The organism is Siminovitchia sediminis (assembly GCF_042680885.1).
GTDB classification, from domain to species: Bacteria; Bacillota; Bacilli; order Bacillales; family Bacillaceae_C; genus Siminovitchia; species Siminovitchia sediminis.
This window is the reverse complement of the sequence record NZ_JBHUEO010000008.1, coordinates 31,572-55,741: the sequence shown is the minus strand read 5'-3', so window position 1 is coordinate 55,741 and position 24,170 is coordinate 31,572. Positions and strand designations below refer to the sequence as shown.

Annotated in this window: 21 protein-coding genes and 1 pseudogene; 9 read left to right on the top strand and 13 right to left on the bottom strand. The window is 41.5% G+C overall.

Annotated elements, in window-relative coordinates; translation table 11 throughout:
- Positions 1 to 428 precede the first annotated feature (428 nt).
- Both ACFSCZ_RS04960 and ACFSCZ_RS04955 read left to right on the top strand, forming a co-directional pair.
- Positions 429 to 1,217 (top strand): HAD family hydrolase, encoded by a 789-nt coding sequence (locus tag ACFSCZ_RS04960; protein WP_380772667.1) that lies wholly within the window; start codon positions 429 to 431, stop codon positions 1,215 to 1,217.
- A gap of 120 nt (positions 1,218 to 1,337) precedes the next feature.
- Positions 1,338 to 2,237 carry a DMT family transporter gene (locus ACFSCZ_RS04955; protein WP_380772666.1) on the top strand — a complete coding sequence of 300 codons (900 nt, stop codon included), beginning with the start codon at positions 1,338 to 1,340 and terminating at the stop codon, positions 2,235 to 2,237.
- Positions 2,238 to 2,438: 201 nt separating this feature from the next.
- Here the strand turns inward: ACFSCZ_RS04955 and ACFSCZ_RS04950 are convergent, their stop codons facing one another.
- Entirely contained in the window at positions 2,439 to 3,641 is a 1,203-nt protein-coding gene (locus ACFSCZ_RS04950; protein ID WP_380772665.1) for a chromate transporter, read from the bottom strand.
- A 13-nt stretch (positions 3,642 to 3,654) separates the two neighbouring features.
- A complete protein-coding gene (locus ACFSCZ_RS04945) occupies positions 3,655 to 3,963 on the bottom strand; it encodes a PadR family transcriptional regulator (protein ID WP_380772664.1) in 309 nt (102 codons plus the stop codon).
- A gap of 319 nt (positions 3,964 to 4,282) precedes the next feature.
- Between ACFSCZ_RS04945 and ACFSCZ_RS04940 the strand changes: the two genes are divergently transcribed.
- Positions 4,283 to 4,597 (top strand): DUF2628 domain-containing protein, encoded by a 315-nt coding sequence (locus tag ACFSCZ_RS04940; protein WP_380772710.1) that lies wholly within the window; start codon positions 4,283 to 4,285, stop codon positions 4,595 to 4,597.
- A gap of 209 nt (positions 4,598 to 4,806) precedes the next feature.
- Positions 4,807 to 5,346 (top strand): ECF transporter S component, encoded by a 540-nt coding sequence (locus tag ACFSCZ_RS04935; RefSeq protein WP_380772709.1) that lies wholly within the window; start codon positions 4,807 to 4,809, stop codon positions 5,344 to 5,346.
- A gap of 51 nt (positions 5,347 to 5,397) precedes the next feature.
- Here the strand turns inward: ACFSCZ_RS04935 and ACFSCZ_RS04930 are convergent, their stop codons facing one another.
- From ACFSCZ_RS04930 to ACFSCZ_RS04920, 3 genes are all read right to left on the bottom strand, one after another.
- Entirely contained in the window at positions 5,398 to 5,994 is a 597-nt protein-coding gene (locus tag ACFSCZ_RS04930; RefSeq protein ID WP_380772663.1) for an SGNH/GDSL hydrolase family protein, read from the bottom strand.
- Positions 5,995 to 6,202: 208 nt separating this feature from the next.
- Positions 6,203 to 6,367 carry a hypothetical protein gene (locus ACFSCZ_RS04925; RefSeq protein ID WP_380772662.1) on the bottom strand — a complete coding sequence of 55 codons (165 nt, stop codon included), beginning with the start codon at positions 6,365 to 6,367 and terminating at the stop codon, positions 6,203 to 6,205.
- Between the two features lie 509 nt (positions 6,368 to 6,876).
- The gene (locus tag ACFSCZ_RS04920; protein WP_380772661.1) at positions 6,877 to 8,055 is read right to left on the bottom strand and encodes a DUF4317 domain-containing protein; all 1,179 of its coding nucleotides are present in this window, start codon (positions 8,053 to 8,055) and stop codon (positions 6,877 to 6,879) included.
- A gap of 498 nt (positions 8,056 to 8,553) precedes the next feature.
- On the opposite strand from ACFSCZ_RS04920, the gene ahpC reads away from it, so the two are divergent.
- A complete protein-coding gene (gene ahpC, locus ACFSCZ_RS04915; protein ID WP_380772660.1) occupies positions 8,554 to 9,117 on the top strand; it encodes an alkyl hydroperoxide reductase subunit C in 564 nt (187 codons plus the stop codon).
- 15 nt (positions 9,118 to 9,132) lie between these two features.
- Positions 9,133 to 10,659: an alkyl hydroperoxide reductase subunit F gene (ahpF, locus tag ACFSCZ_RS04910; RefSeq protein WP_380772659.1), complete on the top strand. Its 1,527-nt coding sequence runs from the start codon at positions 9,133 to 9,135 to the stop codon at positions 10,657 to 10,659.
- Between the two features lie 402 nt (positions 10,660 to 11,061).
- Here ahpF and ACFSCZ_RS04905 read toward each other — a convergent pair whose 3' ends face one another.
- Positions 11,062 to 12,594 (bottom strand): malate:quinone oxidoreductase, encoded by a 1,533-nt coding sequence (locus ACFSCZ_RS04905; RefSeq protein WP_380772658.1) that lies wholly within the window; start codon positions 12,592 to 12,594, stop codon positions 11,062 to 11,064.
- 951 nt (positions 12,595 to 13,545) lie between these two features.
- On the opposite strand from ACFSCZ_RS04905, the gene ACFSCZ_RS04900 reads away from it, so the two are divergent.
- Entirely contained in the window at positions 13,546 to 15,036 is a 1,491-nt protein-coding gene (locus ACFSCZ_RS04900) for a BCCT family transporter (RefSeq protein WP_380772657.1), read from the top strand.
- Between the two features lie 78 nt (positions 15,037 to 15,114).
- Here ACFSCZ_RS04900 and ACFSCZ_RS04895 read toward each other — a convergent pair whose 3' ends face one another.
- From ACFSCZ_RS04895 to ACFSCZ_RS04870, 6 genes and pseudogenes are all read right to left on the bottom strand, one after another.
- Positions 15,115 to 16,425, bottom strand: coding sequence for a cation:dicarboxylate symporter family transporter (locus ACFSCZ_RS04895; RefSeq protein WP_380772656.1), 1,311 nt, complete (start codon positions 16,423 to 16,425; stop codon positions 15,115 to 15,117).
- A gap of 91 nt (positions 16,426 to 16,516) precedes the next feature.
- Complete coding sequence (locus ACFSCZ_RS04890; RefSeq protein WP_380772708.1) at positions 16,517 to 17,407, bottom strand: response regulator; 891 nt, start codon at positions 17,405 to 17,407, stop codon at positions 16,517 to 16,519.
- A 2-nt stretch (positions 17,408 to 17,409) separates the two neighbouring features.
- Positions 17,410 to 18,681, bottom strand: coding sequence for an ATP-binding protein (locus ACFSCZ_RS04885; RefSeq protein WP_380772655.1), 1,272 nt, complete (start codon positions 18,679 to 18,681; stop codon positions 17,410 to 17,412).
- A 397-nt stretch (positions 18,682 to 19,078) separates the two neighbouring features.
- Positions 19,079 to 20,419, bottom strand: a complete 1,341-nt coding sequence (locus ACFSCZ_RS04880) for a cyclic 2,3-diphosphoglycerate synthase (protein WP_380772654.1) — start codon at positions 20,417 to 20,419, stop codon at positions 19,079 to 19,081.
- 243 nt (positions 20,420 to 20,662) lie between these two features.
- Positions 20,663 to 21,252: pseudogene (locus ACFSCZ_RS04875) on the bottom strand (M20/M25/M40 family metallo-hydrolase); the annotation flags it as partial.
- A 55-nt stretch (positions 21,253 to 21,307) separates the two neighbouring features.
- Positions 21,308 to 22,189: a LysR family transcriptional regulator gene (locus tag ACFSCZ_RS04870; RefSeq protein ID WP_380772653.1), complete on the bottom strand. Its 882-nt coding sequence runs from the start codon at positions 22,187 to 22,189 to the stop codon at positions 21,308 to 21,310.
- A gap of 172 nt (positions 22,190 to 22,361) precedes the next feature.
- On the opposite strand from ACFSCZ_RS04870, the gene ACFSCZ_RS04865 reads away from it, so the two are divergent.
- Both ACFSCZ_RS04865 and ACFSCZ_RS04860 read left to right on the top strand, forming a co-directional pair.
- On the top strand, positions 22,362 to 23,075 hold the full coding sequence (locus tag ACFSCZ_RS04865) for an AzlC family ABC transporter permease (RefSeq protein WP_380772652.1): 714 nt from the start codon (positions 22,362 to 22,364) through the stop codon (positions 23,073 to 23,075).
- Entirely contained in the window at positions 23,068 to 23,373 is a 306-nt protein-coding gene (locus ACFSCZ_RS04860) for an AzlD domain-containing protein (RefSeq protein ID WP_380772651.1), read from the top strand. Before ACFSCZ_RS04865 ends, ACFSCZ_RS04860 begins: the two co-directional genes overlap by 8 nt.
- A gap of 275 nt (positions 23,374 to 23,648) precedes the next feature.
- Here the strand turns inward: ACFSCZ_RS04860 and ACFSCZ_RS04855 are convergent, their stop codons facing one another.
- Entirely contained in the window at positions 23,649 to 24,059 is a 411-nt protein-coding gene (locus ACFSCZ_RS04855) for a carboxymuconolactone decarboxylase family protein (RefSeq protein WP_380772650.1), read from the bottom strand.
- Between the last annotated feature and the right edge of the window lie 111 nt (positions 24,060 to 24,170).

Genomic DNA, 24,170 nt, shown 5'->3' with positions numbered 1-24,170 from the left:
GGCGATGACACATAATAAAATTCAGCCAGTCAACAGATGCACTTAGTATTTTCCATAGCAGAAAGCCCCAAAATAAACGTGAGTGGTGCCACCAGTAGAGCCACACGGATATTTCGCAAAAACGGTATTGTATTCACTAAGGCAATAATAAACAGCAGCGCGATGGGTATAATGATTTCCCCCATCGCCCACATCCTCATTCAAAACATTGACTTCTCAACCTTTTGCTGACACCTCGGTTACTTCATTGATAAATGATAAAAAAATATGTCCTTTTTTAGCCCCTGATTACATGATTTTCATAGGGGCGTATCCCGTTATATAGGAGAGTGAAGGTACAAGGCTCCAAATTCCTTTAAAGGATATACTTTTGCCACTTGAACAGGTAAAATGAAAAATAGATCATTTACAAAAAAAGTGGGGATAAAATGATTAAGGCTTTATTTTTTGATTTAGACGATACGCTTTTATGGGATAAGAAAAGTGTAAAAGAGGCTTTTGCCGCAACGTGCAAAACAGCGGAGGAACGTTATGGGCTGGATCCGGAACAACTGGAAAATGCTGTTCGCGAGAATGCCAGAAAGCTATATTCCTCCTATGAAACTTATCCTTTTACCCAGATGATCGGAATTAATCCTTTCGAAGGATTGTGGGGAGAATTTAAAGATGAAACAGAGGATTTTCAAAAGTTAAGCCAAATCGTACCGGAATACCGCAGAGATGCCTGGACTGCCGGCCTGAAAGATGTGGGAATAGATGATCCGGAATTTGGCGCTGAACTTGGGGAGCTTTTTCCAAAAAACCGTAGAAAAGTCCCTTTTACATATGAAGATACGTTTGAAGTGCTCGATACATTAAAAAGAGACTATCAGCTTGTAATGATCACCAATGGATCACCTGACCTGCAAAATACAAAACTGACGATTACCCCGGAGCTAGTCCCGTATTTTGATCATATTGTCATTTCCGGCGGTTACGGAAAAGGAAAACCGGACAAAGGTATATTTGAACATGCCCTGTCATTGGTTTCTTTGAACAAAGATGAAGTGTTAATGGTGGGTGACAACCTAAATACAGACATTTTAGGCGCCAACCGGGCGGGCATCAGATCCGTCTGGATCAACAGGGAGCAAAATAAAAGAAACGAAGTAAAGCCAACCTATGAAATTCAACGGTTAAGCGATTTATATGAGATCTTGAAAAAATTAAATGACTGATGGGCTACGGCTTGTCAGTCATTTACTTTCGATTTTATTTAGACTCCCGAAGAATCACTCGAACTGCAGGTATGTACCAGGGTAGAGAAGTTTAAATTTTCAATGTGAGGAGGGTTTGATTTGTCAAAATTTCCAATAAAATCAGCTCTGGCCATTGGCTTGCTTGTGTGTATATGGGGAATTTCCTGGCCTATCTATAAAGCGGCACTAACGTTTACCCCGCCCCTCCTCTTTGCAGGTATGCGGGCGCTGATGGGCGGCGTTCTTTTGACACTTATCTTAATGCCCTCGTGGAGAAAAATAAAATGGCGTGAACATTGGCGGAAATATTCTATAGGTGCCTTGTTTAATGCCTTTTTCTTTTATGGTTTTCAAACAGCCGCTCTACTTTTTTTACCGGGAGGATTATCTTCAGTTTTAGTTTTTTTGCAGCCCGTTCTGGTTGCCTTGTTTGCCTGGCTATGGCTGGGAGAGCAAATGTCCATCCTTAAAATGATTGGAATGCTTTTTGGGTTTTTGGGGATTCTTATCATAAGCATGGATGGATTCACAGGTACCTTATCACCTATAGGAATTATAATAGCTCTCATGGGGGCTGTCAGCTGGGCACTGGGTACGGTTTATGTCAAGACAGTAAGTAAACAAGTGGATGCCTTATGGCTTGTCGCTATACAATTTACCCTTGGTGGAGCCGTTCTTACGGGGATGGGGATGACCACTGAAAATGTTTCAGACATCGTGTGGAATCTTCCTTACATAAACGGGCTGGTATTCGGCGGTGTGTTTGGGGTAGCGGTTGCATTTGGGCTCTATTTTAAATTGATTCATGCGGGGGAAGCAGGCAAAATCGCTTCATTTACTTTTCTCGTTCCTGTGATTGCCGTCATCTCAGGGAATATATTTCTAAAAGAGCCTTTTACACTGTCACTTCTTACTGGTTTGGCTTTAATTGTCCTCAGTATTTCCCTCGTTAACTATCCGGTTGGCGGGAGAAAGATAAAAAAGAAACTCTCTGCTTGAGAATTTTACACCAGTATGGGGATACAAACAGAAAAGCCCTCCTAATGACGGAGGGCGATGAATAAGAAAATCGTTCTGAAGAAAATGAATAGAAAAACCGGTGATTTTACTCACTCACATAGGTAGCAGGAAATGAGCTCTCGAGTCCCCCTTCAGTGAGAAAGCATAGAAAACGGCTCCCGAGACACCGGTCTTTCCTTTTTAAAAATATTGAATAACCGCTCCACCTGCTGCACCTGTCAAAACAATGACCCAAGGAGGCAGTTTCCAGAACGCAAGCATGCTGAATAAAATGGCTGCAAAGGCAAAGTCGACAGGTGCTAAAATGGAGCTTGTCCAGATCGGCTGATAAAAGGCTGAGATGAGGATCCCCACCACAGCTGCATTTACGCCCATTAAGGCACCCTTTACTTTAGAGTTCCGGCGAAGGCTGTCCCAGAATGGCAGCGTGCCCAATATGAGTAAAAAAGCGGGAAGAAAGATGGCAACGGTCGCCAATAAGCCGCCTCCCCATCCATTCATGACAGCACCCAGATAGGCAGCAAACGTAAACAAAGGCCCCGGGACAGCCTGAGCGGCCCCGTACCCTGCAAGGAAAGCTTCCTCACTTACCCAGCCAACAGGGACAAATTCCCGTTCCAATAAAGGCAAAACAACATGTCCTCCCCCAAACACCAATGAACCGGACCGGTAGAAGCTGTCAAACATGGCAATCCAATGAAGGGAAGTAGCTTCCCTAATAATCGGAAGCAGGACGAGTAATCCAAAGAATAATACTAAACAGGCGGTTCCAAATTTCCGTGAAACTGGAAAATGCAGTTTGGCATCGTCATCTGCCTGATGCTGTGTATAGAGCAGATAACCGGCCAAGCCGGACAGGAGGATGACTCCTACCTGCGTATAAGCTGTTGGCCATAGCAAGGTAACGGCCAATGTCAGCAGAACTATTGCTTTTCTTTTTAAATCAGGTGCCAGCTTTTCAGCCATTCCCCATATGGCATGCGCCACAACAGCCACGGCAACAATCTTTAAACCGTGTATCCAACCTATTTCGCCGATCTCCAGTCCTTGAAGGATCAAAGCAAATAGTATGAGAGCAAGAACAGATGGCAGGGTAAACCCGAGAAATGAAACGATCCCCCCTAAAATACCCGCCCGCATGACGCCGATGCCAATCCCGACCTGGCTGCTCGCCGGCCCGGGTAAAAACTGACATAGTGCCACCAGGTCAGCATAGCTTTTTTCATCCATCCATTTTCTTCTGCGTATGTATTCCTCATGAAAATACCCCAGATGTGCGACAGGCCCTCCAAATGAAGTAAGCCCCAGCCTTGTGGAAACTAGCAGGATTTCCAACAATGACCGTACAGAAGGATTGCGGTGCTTCACTTCTTTATCCCCCATATACTTCTCTCCTTTAATCCTTAATTTCTTTAAAAAGCTCATATGCTTTATTTCTGGCCTCATCTAAAACAGTGATTCCTTTATCAGTTGCTCTGTAATATTTTCGGATTTTCCCTTCCACTTTCTTTTCCTCTTTTTCCAGAAGCCCATCAGCTTCCATCGAATGAAGAATCGGATACAAAGTCCCCGCACTGATGCTGTATCCATGTTCCTTCAGCTCTTCCAGCATCCATAAGCCAAAGATTGGATGTTCTTTTGCATGATGTAATATGTGTATTTGTATGAAACCAAGAAATAACTTACGAAGAATTTTATCCTCCATGTTTTTCCTCCTATCGATCTCCGTTATTGTTTTCCAATATCGGAAACCGAAATTAATTATATCACAGACCCATATTGAACTGGTATGATTTACAAAATCTTTACATTGCAAAAAATAAGTGTTGATGCACCTATGAGAATCCATTCTTTTGGCCTATGTGAATAGGCACGTAATAATGGATTTATGTGTACTGAAACCAGGTAAAGCGACGAAACTTTTGAAATTAGTAATGATTTACCAGCTGTTTTATAGTACTATTTTAGTAGGCCGGCAAATTTAGGAATTGCCTCCCAATATTCAACAGGAAAGGAAGTTCATGATGAGAATTATGCTCCAAAACGACGCAGGATTATCAAAGGAGGTTAAGGTTGGATTCAGCTGGACGACGTTCTTTTTCGGTTTCTTCCCTGCTTTATTCCGTGGGGACCTGAAATGGGCAGCCATCATGCTTATAGCTGAACTCGCCATCGGCTCATTTACACTGGGTCTTGGTTCTTGGGCAGTAGCTATTATATTTGCTTTCATTTATAACAAAATTTACATAAAAGAGCTGATTGAAAAAGGCTATAAGCCTGCAAACGAAGAAGCGAAAGCAGTATTAAGGCAAAATGATATATTGTCAGAGACTGCCTGATGATTGATTAAAACCCAACTACTGTGTATCTGCAGCTGGGTTTTTTCTTATTTACACCCTCTCCCCCGCTCCTCTCTTCCCAGCAACTGACCCCTACACTTTTTATAAAAGTGACACTTTCTAAGATACCAAACCTCTGTTAAAGTTATGAATAAATCCGAAGTAACAGATAACTTCAATAGTGTTTATGAAGAAAGAAGGTTTGTATGATGGAAAGAACAACGAGCTATTCTACAACCACATCCAAAACATTTGATCTGATTTTAACAGCCCTGTTAATCGCTCTTGTCTTCGTGGCTACCATGCTGCTGAATATTAAACTGCCTATCTCTGCAAACGGAGGCCTCGTCCATCTTGGTACAGGCATGCTATTCATTGCATCCATTTTATTTGGCCCAAAAAAAGGGGCGATGGCAGGAGCTGTGGGCATGGGGCTGTTTGACCTCGTATCCGGCTGGACCTTGTGGGCGCCTATCACCTTCCTGTCCCGCGGTATACAGGGATACATCGTTGGAAAAATTGCGTGGTCAGGAGACCGTCGGGGAGGTAGCCTTGGATTCAACGTGCTTGCCATGCTCGTATCCACTCCTCCAATGATTGCCTGCTATTACTTGTGGGAGCGCATCCTCTATGGAAGCTGGATCGTCCCGTTGGCATCCATCCCTGGAGACATCGTCCAAAGCGTCATTGGTATGGCTGTGGCCATTCCGGTTTGTATCGTGTTGAAGAAGACGCCTATGTTTAAGTAGGTCATATGTCGAAAAACCCGTATGCATGCGCATACGGGTTTGTTGTTTTCTTCATTCATTTTTGCTTTTATCAAGGTTTTTCCAAAATTCTTTGGCTACGAGCCGGTAGCCTTCTTTACTTAAATGGATGTTGGACGGATTAGGAAGATACATTTCATAGTGTTTGGCTATAATCCTTTCAGTTGGCACAAAGGTATCGCCATTCGCCGCCGCTCTTGACTCAATAACCTGATTCAATGCATCCAATAACAGCAATAGCGCATCCTGCTGCTCCGACGGCAAGTATGGGAACGGGTTATAATACCCCATTACATATACTTTGGCATTCGGGTTCAGCTGATCGATCGTACTTAAAATAATTTGTAAATTAACAGTCACCGCTCCGATTACCGCAGGTATTTGATCAGGTGTATTCAGGGCTTGCAGTAAATCATTTGCGCCAATATCAATGGTTATGAACTCAGCCTCTGAAATTTTTTCCTGAACATCCTGCCTTATTAGAATGTCTTGCTTTAGGTCTGTTGAAGTATATCCAGATACTCCGAAATTGGTGTAACCGACAGTATACTGAGATTGTTCCATACGATTGACCAGATAGTCAGGGTACCCTAATCCAACGCCACCCGTGGGGGTGTATTTGGCAATCAACTTTTGTATGAAATGGCAATTAAGAAAGTTAGAGTATCTGTATTTTTATGCATACATCATGAGGCTTGACATGGAGCCTCTATGGTCATGAAATCAGGCAGCACGGCAAGCTTATAGCTTGCCTGGCATAGGAGCCTATCATGACCACCTCTCCACGTAAAGCCGTGGTTATTCATAAAATAATGCATACGCTTAATTGATACATTATTTAAATGCCACATACAGTGGGGGTCACACCTGCTGCCAGGGAATCCCCCAACGCTACATAATCGACTACCTTTTTATCTACCTTTTTTGCAAAAGTGGCCATTGGCAAGGAAGTGACCAAGGCGCCTGCTAATAAACAACTAGCCAGCATTTTCTTCATTTTCACCGACCCAACCCACCCTTCCGTTCTTTATTGAGAATGCTTTCATTATAACAAGAAAGCGTGACGCAGGTAAATATATTTTATCTTAGATATCAGATTTATCTTCTGTAAGTCTTACTGGAACTTCATTTTACTGCTGCAATGTGCACTTTTTTCCTAGCCATCAACATTTTGCTTTTATCTAAGAAATTTTAATGTATTAAACTGCAAATATACCTGCTTTAACACGATAAGGACTAAAGTGGACGTATATAAGTAAAATTTGAGTGTGGACGTTTCTTACTTAATCTAAAAGCATGAAGAATTACTTTGTGAAGCAAATAGTTCAAAGGCGCTTTGCCGCCTCTAATAGCGGAAAACTTAACTTTAATGTTTGCAAGCGCTTTTAATTTTCTGATCGAACAAAGTGATTCAACTTGTCATCGTGCAATTCCTATATATTATTAAGCGGCGGAATCTCTGTAACATTTTTTTGGGGAGTGCCAGGCACTCCCCGAATTTTGTCAAGGCCCCTAACGGCTCAATGAGGCCTCCGGAATCAGTTTAAAGCCCTCGATCATTGTATCTTCGTCCACTTCAATTAATAAGCAGCGCTTCCCGTCAATGGTCACCTGTCTCACATACTTTAAATCTTTTGGACTTATGGAGATATTGGCCACTTTCGTTTCAATTTTAATAGACTTGGAATTGTACTTAGGTAAAATGCTGCTCGCTTTGAGCTCATATTTCTCATCATCAATGACTTTTTTAAATGCCATTTCGACTTTGTCTGTATTGACATCTTCTACCCCACTGACCTTTAACACGCGTTCCACGTCCTTATAATCCAAGGTCGGAGTCTCTTCCTCCTCATCCTCCTCATCTTGAATCATACGGTTAATCTCTTCATATACATTGGAAAGTGTGTACGCGTCGACTTCTTCCCCCGCCACATCTTTCACGATTTCTTCAAAAACAGCTTTATCTTCCTGGGCAGTTGCGATCTCCTCTCCATTTAACACATCCTCGATAAAGTGATAATCCGGCTGATTCGCTTTGCCTGCTGAGTATAAAATATGGTTGACATCTACTGCGTTTTCGGTATACGCAGGATACAAAAATCCTGCTGCCGGAGAAGTGAGATTAATTATAGAGTCCACCACAACGCTTGATTTAAATTCTTTCTCAATATAATCAAATACCAATGACTTTTTAGGCTGCTCCGTCTGGTTCATGCTGCACAAGATGAAGGAATAGGAGTACATTTCGTCCCTTTCGCTTTCTTCCGTTACTTCACTTTTCCTTTTCGTAGGCTTCTCGTATTCACCACGAATAAAGGTGACCACCATATCTTTTTCATATTGTACATCCCGGAACATTTTCTCAACGATCAGCAGCATTTGTTCCTTCCAATCTTCAACATCATCTGTCTGAAGGCCGTCATACAGTATAAACCGTGTGTGATTTTCAACTTGTTCCCTAAACTTCACTTCAAATAATTTTACATCCAACTGACCGGTCAGCACTTTTTTAAAATTGCTCATAAACAACTCCTGCTGCTCCCGGTCCAGCATCGAAAAAGGCTGGCTCTCCTGGTGGTAAATCTCGCTGCTGTCCTTCCGGATATACACATTAAAAATATCGCCAATCTTTAATAAATCATTGTCCAGCTTAAACTGTTTACGAATATTGGCTACGTCTTTTTTATTCATGAGTGCCTGTCACTCCCCGAATTTTGTCAAATCATTTAAAAAAGGAGTCCATCTGGCTCATGGACCCCCCTTATTATATCAGCATCATCGGCTAATCTACTTATATTATTTTTTTAATATCTACCAGTAAACGGACTTTCGTGAGAAAAGCTAATATCCCTTACCAGCCATGTTTATAAGAAATTCCTCATCACGGCGTTGAAGTAATCACCCAAACCTCCAACTTATTTCTCCGTTACCATCCTTATTTTCAATTAACTGAATAAAATCTCAATTACCCTCATTTATTCAATCCTTTTAAATGTATAACCACTCATTAAAACCCTTACATTTTCAGCTTTGTGAACATTCTTTGAAAGTCATTGTTTAATAAAAATAATTATAATATATTCCTTGACTTTAATAGTTTGTCCTATATAATAATAATTGTAAATAAGAAATAGTTATAGATAGTTGATTTAAGACTATCTATCAAAAAATTTAGGAGGAATGTATACCATGTCTCTTATTGGTAAAAAAGTAGAACCATTTACAGCACAAGCTTACAGAAACGGTGAGTTTGTTGAGGTAACAGATGAAAACCTGAAAGGTCAATGGAGTGTTGTTTGTTTCTATCCAGCTGACTTCACTTTCGTCTGCCCGACTGAACTTGAAGACCTGCAAGAACAATACCCGGCTCTTCAAGAACTTGGAGTAGAAGTTTTCTCGGTTTCAAGAGATTCTCATTTCACGCATAAAGCATGGCACGATACATCCGATGCCATTGGAAAAATTACTTATACAATGATTGGTGACCCTTCACACCAGCTTTCTCAAATGTTTGAAGTGTTTGTTCCAGAAGAAGGCCGTGCAGACCGCGGTACGTTTATTCTCGACCCAGAAGGTGTTATTCAAGCAGTAGAAATTAATGCAGAAGGCATTGGCCGTGATGCAAGTACACTGATTGACAAAATTAAAGCAGCACAATATGTGCGTAATAATCCAGGTGAAGTTTGCCCGGCTAAATGGAAAGAAGGCTCTGAAACACTTAAGCCAAGCCTTGACCTTGTTGGTAAAATTTAAGGAGTGCGATCAACGATGTTGGATGCAGAGATCAAATCACAACTGGAACAATATCTTAAACTATTGGAAAATGATATCGTACTAAAAGTCAGTGCGGGTACAGATGACGTATCAAAGGACATGCTTTCTTTGATTGATGAGCTGACATCCATGTCATCTAAAATTAAAGCAGAAAACGTTACTTTAGAAAGAACACCAAGCTTTAGTGTCAACCGTGTTGGAGAAGATACCGGCGTTACCTTTGCCGGTATCCCTCTCGGACACGAATTTACATCACTCGTTCTTGCTTTGCTGCAAGTCAGCGGACGTGCACCAAAAGTAGAGCAAAGCGTGATCGACCAAGTGAAGGACCTAGAAGGCGAGTATCACTTTGAGACTTACGTAAGCTTAAGCTGCAACAACTGTCCTGATGTTGTCCAGGCACTGAATCTGATGAGCGTTCTTAACCCCGGAATCACACATACAATGATTGACGGGGCAGCTTTTAAAGAAGAAGTGGAAAGCAAAAGCATCATGGCAGTCCCTACAGTTTATCTAAATGGAGAAGAGTTTGGCGGCGGCCGTATGTCAATCGAAGACATTCTTGCCAAGCTGGGAAGCTCTGTGGATCCATCTGAGCTTTCTGCCAAGGAACCATTTGATGTACTAGTTGTTGGCGGCGGTCCAGCCGGAGCCAGTGCAGCAGTCTATGCAGCAAGAAAAGGCATCCGTACGGGTGTTGTAGCTGAACGCTTTGGCGGCCAAATTATGGACACGCTCGCCATTGAAAACTTTATCAGCGTCAAGCACACGGAAGGTCCTAAACTGGCAGCAAGCCTTGAAGAACACGTGAAACAATATAATGTGGATATCATGAGTTCACAGAGTGCAAAAGGTTTGGAAAAGAAAGGCTTCGTTGAGGTTGAATTAGAAAACGGTGCTGTTTTAAAAAGCAAAACGGTGATCCTCTCCACAGGTGCGCGCTGGCGTAATGTTGGTGTCCCCGGTGAAGCGGAATTCAAGAATAAAGGCGTTGCCTACTGCCCTCACTGTGATGGGCCATTATTTGAAGGAAAAGATGTAGCCGTCATTGGCGGAGGAAACTCCGGTATTGAAGCAGCCATTGATCTTGCTGGTATTGTGAAGCATGTAACAGTACTTGAATTTGCATCGGAATTAAAAGCTGATTCTGTATTGCAGGAGAGACTGTACAGCCTTCCAAACGTAAAAGTGATCAAAAACGCGCAAACAAAAGAAATTACCGGTACCGATAAAGTGAATGGCATTACGTACGTTGACCGTGAAACAGGGGAAGAACACCATATCGAATTGCAGGGTGTATTTGTACAGATTGGACTGGTACCAAATACAGATTGGTTAGGCGACAGTGTGGAACGTACAAAAATGGGTGAAATTGTTGTAGACAAGCATGGAGCTACAAGCATGCCTGGTGTGTACGCTGCCGGCGACTGCACGGACAGCGCTTATAAGCAAATCATTATTTCCATGGGATCGGGTGCCACCGCTGCCTTGGGAGCATTCGATTACCTCGTACGAAATTAAAAAAATTTAAGTTGAAGGCCTGTGGCTGATCCGTCGTTTAGAAAGCATAAAATCCCTCCACTTTACTATCTAATCAACAGACTGGCCACATCTCCTCAACTTATTTAATATAGATATGAATGATAGAAATCACTATTCGGCTCAACTGCTGAATAGTGATTTTTACTATTAGTATTAGCCAACTCCCTGGATAGACTTTCCGTCAACTTTCTTCCATGCCCTGCCCCCATTTTCCATATATAACCAGCCCCACGAAAGAATCCTATATTCCCATATTAAATTAAGGACATTCCCCTGTTGCAAAAAGCCAACACGCTCAAACGTAGAATTGAATAGCTCTCCCTGCTCTATTTAAGACAATGAAAGTTTGGCCCCAAAAAAAAGCACAATTGCCAAAGGCAATCATGCTTGTTGAGTACTGTCTGCTGTTTCTTCCGTGCTTTTTAGTTTTTCGACTTCCAATAAGCCAAGGATGCGGGATGTGGAATCATAGATCTTTTCAAAAAGCTCGGGGTTTTCCGCTAACGACAGACCATAAGATGGAATCATGTCCCTAATTTTCGGTTCCCATTCCAGCATTTGTTCAGGGAAGCACTTGTGTAATACTTCAAGCATGACATGAACAGCAGTGGAAGCTCCTGGGGATGCTCCGAGTAAAGCAGCGATCGATCCATCGGATGCGCTGACGACTTCTGTGCCGAATTGAAGGGTTCCCTTGCCAGCTTCAGTATCTTTAATGACTTGAACACGCTGGCCTGCCACGACAACTTCCCAATCTTCGTCCTTCGCACTTGGAATAAACTCACGCAGCTCTTCCATGCGCTGGTCGTTGGATAACATCACTTGCTGGATCAGATATTTGGTCAATTTCATTTCCTTAACGCCGGCAGCCAGCATAGTGATAACGTTGTTTGGTTTTACGGAACCGATTAAGTCAAAATGAGATCCTGTTTTTAGAAACTTGGGAGAGAAACCGGCAAAAGGTCCGAACAACAGGGTTTTCTTGTTGTCTATATATCTCGTATCCAGATGAGGCACAGACATCGGCGGTGCACCGACTTTCGCTTTACCATACACTTTTGCATGGTGCTGGTCTACAACCTCAGGATTGTTGCATACTAAAAACAGACCGCTGACCGGGAAGCCGCCAATATGCTTGGATTCAGGAATACCGGTTTTCTGCAGCAATAGAAGACTCCCGCCTCCTGCACCGATAAATACAAATTTAGCCGTGTGATATTCGACTTTATTCTCATCCATATTATGAACTTTCAATTCCCATAAGCCATTGCTGGTACGCTTGATATCTTCAACGCTATGTTTATAGTTGACTTCAACGTTTTGTCTTTTCAGATGGTCAAACAACATGCGGGTGAGTGCACCAAAGTTTACATCCGTGCCTGAGTCAATCTTTGTAGCCGCAATCGGCTCATCTACTTGACGCCCCTCCATGATTAACGGTACCCATTCTTTCAGTTTTTCAGGGTCATCGGAAAACTCCATTCCCTTAAAAAGAGGATTTTGGGAAAGCGCCTCGAAACGTTTTTTCAAAAACGCTACATTATCTTCCCCTTCTACTAAACTCATATGTGGTAAAGGCATAATAAAATCTTGCGGATCTTTAATAAGATCACTTTCCACAAGATAAGACCAAAATTGTCTTGAAAGCTGAAATTGTTCATTAATTTTTACAGCTTTTTTAATATCTATAGATCCATCAGGTTTTTGGGGTGTATAGTTGAGCTCGCAAAGCGCAGAATGCCCTGTACCTGCATTATTCCATTCATTGGAGCTTTCTTCTCCTGCTTCTTCGAGCTTCTCAAAAACTTTAATTTCCCAGTCTGGCGCTAACTCTTTCAGCAATGATCCTAAAGTCGCGCTCATGATTCCGGCACCTATTAAGATAACGTCTGTTTTCGTTTGTTTATCGCTCATAATACCCTTCCTTATACCTTAAAATATGGAACCTAGGAACATGCTTTTTTATAATTAAACCTTATATATTATAGCACATTTCTTAAATTGTTATGACACATTTCTTAAATATTTTAGCATAGTGTATTCGTAGTTTAACATACCTATAATCTTATGATCATATAAGCTTTTAACAATGTTTCCAAAAAGTAGATTTTTTAGATCCTGTCCAATAGTTGGATGGAAAAAAAGTCTTTTCGGCTTTATTACGGACATACTAAGCACTTTTACCTTATCCTCCCGGCGGGCGCCCATGCCGGCAGTTTTATCATATGCTACCATTTAGTTCCACGTGAAACATAGAGCTGCTGCAAATATTATATTTTAAAAGTATAATTCCTGCAGTCGAGATTGCAGCTTAAACACTTGTTAAAGGAAAAAATCATATCTCCCTCATGGAGAGTGGCTTAAGGCGGTACAATGAAAAAAGTGCAAAGCTATGTTTTCATATTTTACTGGCTCAGCATGTCTTTTATTGAATAAGAAGCTCTATCATTTCAGATCAAATCTTCAATATCCAGTCTTTCATATTCATAAATCTGATTTTTCCGGCCTTTACTTATTTTGCTGCTCAATATATAGGAGCGCCTCCTATTGAATTCCAGAATGGATGATCCTTTGCAGGTATCCTGCTAATAAAAAGCTGCTGAAAAAAATGCAAATTCAAGTACGTTAGTTTCGTTGTTTAAAAAGCTTAAACCGTATTCCCTTTGGGTAAAACATAGGAAAATAACACATCCTATGAATGTTTGCCTCACCATGATCTTATCACTCTTTTTTCACATAAAGCTCCCGGGGAAATTTTGTCATCATTTTAAACGATCCTTTCTGCCAAAACATACTAACCATAATTATGTTACCATGTAGAAGTTGTCAGGTAAGTGAACAGTATTAATTTTCAAGAGGTGAAGTATGAGACAAGCAACTCAAGTTTTTTGGTATGCACTGGCTATTTCTGTAATAGTGGCAATTTGGGGAGCCTTTGCTCCTGAAAATTTAAATTCCTTTACAACCAATTTGACAAATCTGATTTACAGGGATTTTGGCTGGTTTTATCTCCTTCTTGTCATCGCCATTCTTCTTTTCTGTGTTTTCCTGATGTTTTCTCGCTACGGCAGGATGAAACTGGGAAAAAAGGACGACGAGCCCGAGTTCAGCAACGCCTCATGGTTTGCCATGCTTTTTAGCGCTGGAATGGGCATGGGATTGGTCTTTTGGACCACGGCCGAACCGATTTCACACGCCTTCATTAGCAGTCCCATACATGAAGAAGGAACAGATGAAGCAATTAAAGACGCACTGAAATATTCTTTTTTCCATTGGGGGATACACGCGTGGGCCGTCTACGGAATTGTGGGTCTGATTCTGGCTTACTTTAAGTTCAACCGGGGAGCTCCCGGCCTCATCAGCGCCACTTTGACTCCTTTATTTGGAGAAAAGCTTATGAATGGTGCACTGGGAAAGTGGATCGATGTACTGGCTGTGTTTGCAACGATTGTAGGTGTAGCCGCCACACTAGGCTTTGGATCAGCACAGATTACAGGCGGGCTATCCTTTCTGTTTGACCTGCCCGGCAGTTTTTGGATCCAGCTGGTTGTACTTATTATTTCAACCGGTTTGTTCATTTGGTCCGCCTGGTCCGGGATTGGCCGGGGAATCAAGTATTTAAGCAATATCAATATGGGGTTGGCTGTAGTTCTGCTTGTACTTCTCTTCATTGTAGGGCCAACTATGGCTATCTTGAACATGTTTACCCATACGCTTGGCACCTATATTTCCGACTTCTTCCAAATGAGCCTAAGAATGGCCCCGCTCAATGAAGATAACCGAAATTGGATCAACAGCTGGACCATTTTCTATTGGGCATGGTGGATCTCTTGGGCACCGTTCGTTGGCATTTTCATTGCAAGAATTTCAAAAGGACGGACTATAAGAGAGTTCCTGTTCGGCGTTTTGTTTCTGCCTGCACTCGTATGTTTCATCTTCTTTGCGGTATTCGGGGTTTCCGCACTAAGGCTGGAGCAGCTTGGGATTTCAGCCATTTCCGAGTTCTCATTGGAGACATCGACGTTTGGTGTACTCGCTGAATACCCGCTGGGAACCTTCCTGTCCATCATGACCATTTTTGTCATTGTGATTTTCTTTGTTACCTCTGCGGACTCCGCTACGTTTGTCCTGGGCATGCTGACAACAAACGGACTTCTAAATCCTGCAAATTCCATCAAAATCGTGTGGGGACTCATTCAATCAACAATTGCAGCAGTCGTGGTTTACTCCGGCGGGACGCAAGGCATCCAAAACATGCTGATCATTGCTGCCCTGCCTTTCGCCATCGTCATCATACTCATGGGGATATCCTTTATGAGGGGAATCAAAAGGGACTACCGCAAATTCGGGGCGTGACTGTGGTCACATCCTGAAACTTACCGAAACAAAAACCAACGCCCCACAGTGGTGGCGTTGGTTTTTATCTTTATTTTGTTATTGCATTTGGTTCTCCGCAAGTTCCTGAACTGATGGACTCTTAACGGATGCGTAATCGGTCTCTCCTTTGTTCGGGTTGAAGCGGCCCTCCCACTTAGACATAACGACTGTTGCCAATGCATTCCCAACTACGTTGACAACTGTACGTGCCATGTCGAGAAGTCTGTCAATTCCTGCTATAAACGCAAGTCCTTCAAGCGGAATTCCCACTGTTCCCAGAGTAGCAAGCAGCACTACAAAGGAAACGCCCGGCACACCCGCGATACCTTTAGAGGTTACCATCAGAACCAACACGAGGGTTATTTGATCGGCAATACTTAAATCAATCCCGTAAATTTGAGCAATGAAAAGTGCTGCAAGGGCTTGGTATAATGTAGAGCCGTCCAGGTTAAAGGAATAACCGGTTGGAACAACAAAAGAAACAATGTCTTTTGGACATCCAAACCTTTGCATTTTCTCCATCACTTTTGGCAACACCGTTTCCGAACTGGAAGTGGAATAAGCTAAAAGCAATTCATTTTTCAATACTTTAATAATGTGAAATACGTTTGTTCCTACAATCTTTGCGATGCCTCCAAGCACCACTACAATAAAGAATAACATCGTTGCGTAGACAAGGACCATTAATTTTCCAAGCGGAATTAATGATTCTAAACCAAATTTAGACACCGTTACACCAATTAAAGCAAATACGCCAAATGGGGCAAACTTCATAATTAAGTTTGTCACCCAGAACATAGCGTCTGCCACACCTTCAAAGAAGGATAGTACAGGTTTTCCTTTTTCACCAATCGCTGCAATCCCCAAACCAAACAATACGGAAAAGAAGATAATCGGAAGCATATCTCCTTCAGCCATTGATTGGATAATATTACTTGGAACAATGTTGACTATAATATCCAATATTCCATGGCTTTCATTTTGTACTTGTTCCGTTGTTTGGACGTATTGATCAATATTGCCTTTGGAAAGAGAGGACATGTCCAAACCTGCACCGGGTTTGAATATATTTGCAGCCATTAACCCAACGATAATGGCAATCGTTGTTACGATTTCAAAATAAAGAAGCGTTTTACCCCCTAACTTTCCTAGTTGTTTTAAGTCCCCAGTTCCTGCAACACCCACAATTAAAGTAGAAATAATGATAGGCACCACAATCATTTTAATCATGTTGATGAACATCGTACCAATGGGCTGCAAATACGTTTCTACCGCAGGGTTACCATAGAAAATGGCTCCAACGATAATACCGAGGACTAATCCGACCAGGATTTGAGTGGCTAAAGTAAATTTCAATTTTTTCTTCATTTATCTAAGGTCACCCTTTCTAAAGTAATCGCTTCCAAACGAAACAGCTCTTTATCTAGTTTACGGGTGACCTACCGGATCCTACAAAATCCTACATATTATTTTTGCTTTTTTCGTTATACTGTTCTAACGTATCATGATACAGCGCTAGGAGAAATTTTTTTATGTTTACTTTTACTTTTGCCTGTTCACTTTTCTCTTCCTCCATATATTTCATTTGCTTTCTAATCATCTGAAAGTCAAAGTAGCGAGGTGCATAGTATTCAAAAACTGGGTTCATGTAATCAATGGATCCCAAAGAAGCAACATTATTGACGGCTGTCAATATTGTTCTTCGAATCCGCTGCTCAATCGCTTTGCTGTTCATATGATGGATTCCTGACTTCGAGGCGATCGCTTTATATAAGTCCTTTAATGGCGGTAATTGAATCATTTTTCCATATGTATCAATTAAGTATTCCATCATCGTAATGATATCGTCGCTCCCCGCCTCTCCTGCGATGCCCAAATCGTTTAATATTGATAAAACAATCTCCTTAACACTTCTTCGCTGGCTGGTTTTGGCTGATTCACTATGTGCCAATGATTCCTTAATGACAAGTAAAGAATTTCTCAGCCGAATTTGCTCTGCGATTTTTTTTAATATACTTTGGACTTCTATGCGGTTAATCGGCTTATGGATAAAAAATTCTACCCCTTTTTCATATGCTTCCCCAACCATTTCTTTGTTTTCAATTTGAGAGATCATAATAAATTGACCTTGGAACCCCTTCATTTTTAACTGCTCCATGGTTTCGATCCCGTCCAAGCCAGGCATTAACAAGTCAATCAAGACAACATCAGGTTGTATTGTCAATACAGACGAAAGACAATGAGCTCCGCTTTCCGCCTCACCTATGACAACACCAAGATCACCATCTGCTATAATGTTTTTTAACATGGTTCGGCTGGCTTTATCATCATCTACAATAAAATAGCGCAGTTTTACTCAGCTCGCTTTCGAATATTTTTAGTCGGAATGAGGATTCGAAAAACAGCACCCTTATCTGGACGTTCCAGTTGAATCTGCCCCTCAAGCCTGTAAACGATCTCTTTTACATGCGATAATCCAATTCCCGTGGCAGCTGCACCTTTATCGTTAAACTTTGTCGTATATCCCGGTTCAAAAATCGTGGATACATCCTCTTGTGGAATCCCCTTTCCGGAATCTTTTATAACGAAAATCGTCTTCGTATGATCTTCGAATATGCAGAAAAATACATCCCCTTTATCATCGATGGCTTCAACAGAATTAGCGGTCAAATTGTTCAGCAATGCCAACAACGGAATGTGGTGATTCGTTTCAAAATCAACGGAGCAGTCCACATGAAAAGTGATGTCCTTCTTCAATAGCTCACTGTATTTTTGATTAGCAGAAACCACAAGTTTTACCACATCTGAAAGATGAAAAGTTTGTTTGATATTCCGCTCACTTATTTTTGTAAGCCCTGATAAAATTCGCTGCGAGTCTTTTTTAACTTCATGAATTTCTTGGGCAATGCTAAGAGCTTGAACGCCTAAATGATACAGCCCCTGCATTTTCAGATTCCGGTATAACTCATGGCTGGCAACAGTAATTTGTTCGATGTGGTTCATCGATTTTTGCAAATAGAGAGTCTCCGAATATAATTCCGAGCCAACTTTCACCATTTCCTGCACTCGTTTTACTTGTTCCGAAACAGTAATAGAGCTGTATAACCCCACTACAAAGTAACTGCGAATGACCGCAACTCCTCCAAGTAAGGCCCAAGTCATCAAGTCAAATGTAAATTGGCCAAGCATCCATTCCCGAACTAGATGCTCAACACTATTCCCCATAAATTCAAATAATACGGCCCAAGCCCCTAATACAAGCGGAAGCGTTTTGTATCTTTCCACTTTAACGATATGTAAGCCCAGTGCAAATATAAAGTAATACAGACATGTCGGCAAGTGATCTCTAACACTTGCCGAAAATAACACATCGTATAAAAGGATATCCTCTACTATCCTAAAACAGACAACGAGGATCCCTGTTATAAGTCCGGTTCGAATAAGAGAGGCAGGGGGCCAAATTAGGATCAAGAGAAAAAAAGTAATACTGCCCAATCCAAAGCGAAAAGCCTCCCCGCCAAAAGGAATGACTTTAATCTCACTGGTAATGGCAGTTAAAGTTGCAGTCAGAATGAGTGCGATTATATCCATATTTTTAATAAAAACTTTGTTTGTCGATAACATTGGGATCTCCTGTGTGATGAAGGGGTGTTTTACTAAAGGTTTCTCCATAATTTAGAATGTCAGCCGTTGATTGTCAGTTTCCTATCGATAAGTATTATATATCATCTGATGAAAATCGGGGAGTGACTGGGGCACCTCGATACCTGATATGGTAAAGCAAAAAGTGATGTTCCGAAACTCATATTAATAAATGGGTCTATTTCTATTCGTAAGCTGGTGTTTGCGCCATGAGACCAAAGGAAATGACGATCCTTCCAATAGTATTTTTCGCTTCAATAGAGGCCTTAATAACCAAAGAGAAAATATACTTCGTAAATCATTATGATATTTGACCACAAAAAACACCCCAAAAGTACAAGCAACTTTTGGGGCTGATCTCACGGACTCTTCTTTTTATCTACACAAGCTGATGTTCTTGGATGAAATCTTTCAGGATATCTTTTAAATTTGGACTGCTTATTTCCTCTAAATCATAGTGTACACGTGTACTCGGTTTATTAATGGAAATGACGCGAGTTAAATCGATCGGTGTCCCAATGATGACTGCATCACAGTCGGCTCTATTGATTGTTTCTTCCAAGTCTTTTAATTGTTGTTCGCCATATCCCATTGCCGGGAGTACATTTCCAATATGTTTATATTTATTAAACGTTTCGGTTAATGTACCTACTGCAAATGGACGCGGGTCAATGATTTCCTTCGCTCCCAGGCGTTCAGCTGCGACTGTACCTGCACCCAGTTTCATCTCTCCATGGGTCAACGTCGGGCCATCTTCTACAATTAATACACGTTTTCCGGTAATACTCTCCGGATCATCCACTGTAATCTTCGATTCAGCTTTAATAATTGTACTATCCGGGCTTGCTGACTTTATATTATTTTCTACGGTTTGAATAGCTTCCTCTGCTGCACTATCCACTTTATTAATGATGGCTACATCGGTTGTTCTTAGACACACTTCCCCAGGATAATATTTCAGCTCATGCCCAGGTCGGTGTGGATCCAGGACAGTGACAGCCAAATCAGGCTCATAGAAAGAGAAATCATTATTTCCCCCATCCCATAAGATAACATCACATCCATCCGGATCATTCTCAGCTGCTTCTAAAATGTCTGCATAATCTACTCCAGCATACACAACATTTCCACGTGCCACATGCGGTTCATATTCTTCCATTTCTTCAATGGTACAACGATGTTTCTTTAAATCCTCCAATGTCGCAAAGCGCTGAACACGTTGTGCGTTTAAATCGCCGTACGGCATGGGGTGTCTCACTGCAATCACTTTTAAATTATGCTCCAGCAGTGTTTCAATAATTTTCCGGGATGTTTGGCTTTTTCCAGTTCCTGTTCGCACAGCACAGACAGAAATGACAGGCTTATTACTCTTTAACATCGTTTTCTTTGGACCCAACAATGTAAAGTCAGCACCGGCAGCATTCACGATTGCACCTACGCCCATAACATCTTCGTAACTCACATCACTATATGCAAAAACACATTCATCTACTTGCAGTTCCTTAATCAGTTCCGGTAATTGGTCTTGTGAATAAATCGGTATACCTTCCGGGTAAAGTTCACCCGCTAATTCACCGGGATATTTGCGTCCATCAATATCCGGAATCTGTGCTGCTGTAAATGCAACAACATTATATGCTTTATTATCACGATAATACGTATTAAAGTTATGAAAATCTCTTCCTGCCGCACCTATAATCATTATATTTTTTCTTTCCATCAGTACTCTCTCCTACAATTCCAAATGAGTTATTATAATTATAACTATTTATGCATATTAATACAATACCTTTTTATCATTGTCTTAAACACCGTAAATAAAAGGGCAATCCGGAAAAGAATATGAAAACCTTTTTCCGAATGCCCTTTTTTAGCTTAATTCAGTATGGATCATTGCTTCCCACTTTTTTCATATGCTTATGCAAACCAGGATGTGTTTTACATAACTGGTAATCCCGGTCAGTTACCCGAACCCGTAATAATCACTAATTACATATCCGACTGCTTTCGCAGCAACCATTGAGGCATCTTCGTCAATATCAAATTTCGGATTATGGTTAAAATAAGGCTTTTTTACCCCTTTTGGCGTACAGCCAATGTAAAAGTAACAATATTAAAGAAGTGGTTAAATATCCGATGATCTCTCCTTCGGAGGATTGAGCCAGCGGCTGACAATGCTTTGTACAGCAGTATCAATATGGGACCCGGCCACAATCGTATCATTTGCCAGATGCGGGGACGAGCCGTGACCCCAACACCTGTATCCCCAGTTTAAGATAAGATCTGCCAACATGGAGAATCCACTTCGATAGCCGACATTGCCGGCCGGACCCATAGGAAGTAGTGAATACCAAAAATATGTTCCACATCATCAAGTGATCTTGAATCGACAATGTTTTTGGCACCGCCAGTCGGTTCCTCCTCCGCATGCTGATGAATAATTTTGATTGTCCCTGGAAGATCTGCTTTTAACTGAATAAGACAATCCGCCAAGACCATTAAGTAGGCTGTATGTCCATCATGTCCGCAGGCATGCATTACCTCTTCATTTTTGATTTAAATAGGTCATCCGTTTCAGCGTTTTGGCAAGAATATAGTACTAATTCCTTTATTCAAAAAGATGGCGATCATTCTTAAACCTATGGATGATAAAATCGATAAAATACCGGCTTGCGATGGGCAATGTTTTCTTATTTTTATACGCAATGCCAATCGTCCGGATAATAGGCGGAGTAACTTCTTTTGCCACAAACCGGTAGCTGACTTTATTCATAACCAGCTCTGATAGAATGGATATGCCCAGTCCATTTTCTACCATAGACATGATCGTGTAGTCATCAATCACCCGATATTCAATCTTAGGCTGCAGGCCATTTGCTTTAAAAGCTTCCAGCGGCTCGCTTAATTTACCTTCCTCCAGCAGAATAAAAGGTTCGTTGGACAGTTCCTTCAGCGATACTGTTGGCTGTGATGCAAGCGGATGTTCTTGTGGAAGTACTGCCAGCATGTGATCTTGCTTAAGCTCAACTGTTTCCAGGCCATCGGCCGCTTCGGGATTGACAAACCCAAAGTCCACACTGCCTTCGTTAATATATTGTACGATACTTGTATACTCGCCCTGTTGCAGATGGAAGTGAACAGAGGGATACAGTTGTTTAAAATCCCTCATTACACTGGGCAGCCAATGACATGAAACACTGGTGAACGTACCCATTCGAATATTTCCGTTCTCCAATCCTTGCATTTCCCTGCTTTTTTCCAGGAGTTCCCGGTAAGAATTATTCACCTTCTTGATAAATGGCAGAAATTCTTCCCCGTCTGGGGTCAGCGTAACGCCTTTACGGGAACGTGAAATCAACGTAGTGGCTAACTCCTCTTCCAAGGCATGAATCATCTGGCTTACCGCAGATTGTGTGTACCCCAGTTCTGACGCTGCTTTCGTGAAACTTCCTTTTTCAATCACCTTTAAAAAGACATGATAGCGTTTCAATTGAGTTCTCCTACTCCCATCAGAATTCCTTATGCATTTATTGTATTAATTAATTTTACTAATGTAAATAAGCATGCTAGAATCATTTAATATTGAAATGTACTGTAATACCTTAATTAAAAAACGTCTCTAATACATGACCCTGTCATTGCGCATCATTGGAGGAGAGAATATGAAAACATACATGGGTGAATGGAAAAGCGGGCTAAAAAATGGGATTCCCATTGGAATGGGGTACTTTGCGGTTTCGTTTACCTTTGGCATTCTTGCCAAGCAGGCTGGTCTTAATCCGTTTGAATCGGTATTCATGTCTGTGACAAATTTAACATCTGCGGGTCAGTTTGCCGGGCTTACACTTATAGCCAGTGCCGCAGCTATCCTTGAAATTGCTATTACACAGCTCATTATTAATTCCAGATATTTTCTCATGTCTTTTGCCTTGTCCCAAAAAATCGATCCAAACACTTCTGTTTTCCATAGATTGATCATGGCCCATGGGATTACGGATGAGGTATTCGGGGTATCCGTGGCGGTTCCCGGAAAGTTAAGCCCTTATTATGTGTATGGCGTGATGAGTGCTGCCATCCCGGGATGGGCCCTGGGTACACTATTTGGAGTGATTTCCGGAAATGTTCTGCCGCCAAGATTGATGAGTGCATTAAGTATTGCACTGTTTGGAATGCTGCTCGCAGTCATCATTCCTCCGGCAAAAGGAAATAAAGTCATTGCCGGACTGATATTCGTTTCTATGGTGCTAAGCCTGGTATTTACCCGGGTTCAAATCTTTGCCTCCCTCTCATCCGGCGTAAAAATTATCATCATAACGTTATTCATTGCAGGGATCGCAGCTTTTGTCTTTCCGGTAAAGGAGGATACGTATGAATAATACGATTCTTTATATACTTTTGATGGCCCTTGTGACGTATCTCATTAGGGTTCTGCCGCTTACACTTGTCAGAAAAGAAATCAAAAATATCTATATCCGGTCGTTCTTATTCTATGTCCCCTATGTGACATTGGCCGTGATGGTTTTTCCGGAGATTTTAGATGCAACGGCATCGCCATGGTCCGCACTGGCCGGGTTTATAGCAGCCGTTGTTTTCGCCTACCGGGGAGCCAGCATGGTAAGTGTTGCCCTATTTGCCTGCTTTTCGGTTTTTGTAGTAGAACTGTTTTTGTATTGAGTGAGGAATCATACTAATTATTGAAAAACCCCCTTTTGTAAGGTGCTGCCCCCCAAAGTTATCGTAAGAACTTGGGGTCCAGCACCGAAAACGGGGGGTTTTGCTATGTACTGCGAGGATAAAGAAGATTGCTTGGAGCTATCGAGTAGAATCCTGTCCCATGCAGCTCTATGAACACGGGATAATTAAGGAAGAATAGAACGTCAGGACAAAAAATGACTCCTAATACCAATAAAAACACTTGAAAGCCCTCTTTCCCCTGCTGTACTCAATCTCTATTCATTCGATGCAGTAACTTTTATGCCTTGTTCTGCAAACACTTTTTGAGCTGCTTTTAAAGCGTTCAAAACACTCGGGAATCCCGTATAAGGGATGAGGTGCATGATACAACCTACAATCTCTTCTGGTGTTAAACCAACGCTAAGCCCTGTTTTGATATGCATCTCAATCTGCGGTTTTCCTTGAGCAACAAGAGCTGTAATGGTTGTAAGAACCTTTTGCTTGTTATCCAATCCAGGACGCGAATAAATGTCTCCAAAAGCAAATTCAACAACGTATTTGCTTAAATCAGGAGCAATATCTTTAAAGCCTTCGCCTATGTCCATAAACCCGGTTGGATTTTCATCACCTGATGATGTAAGCTCCTTAATCTTCTCTATACCTTGTTGATAACGATCCTTAGCCAATTTCAAATCCTCCTTGGTAAATTCTCCTCATTTTTTTCCATTCATTACATTTAAAATTTTTCTTAAAACGTCGATAAATGGAAACATTATATTCATATTAACAAAGTTTAT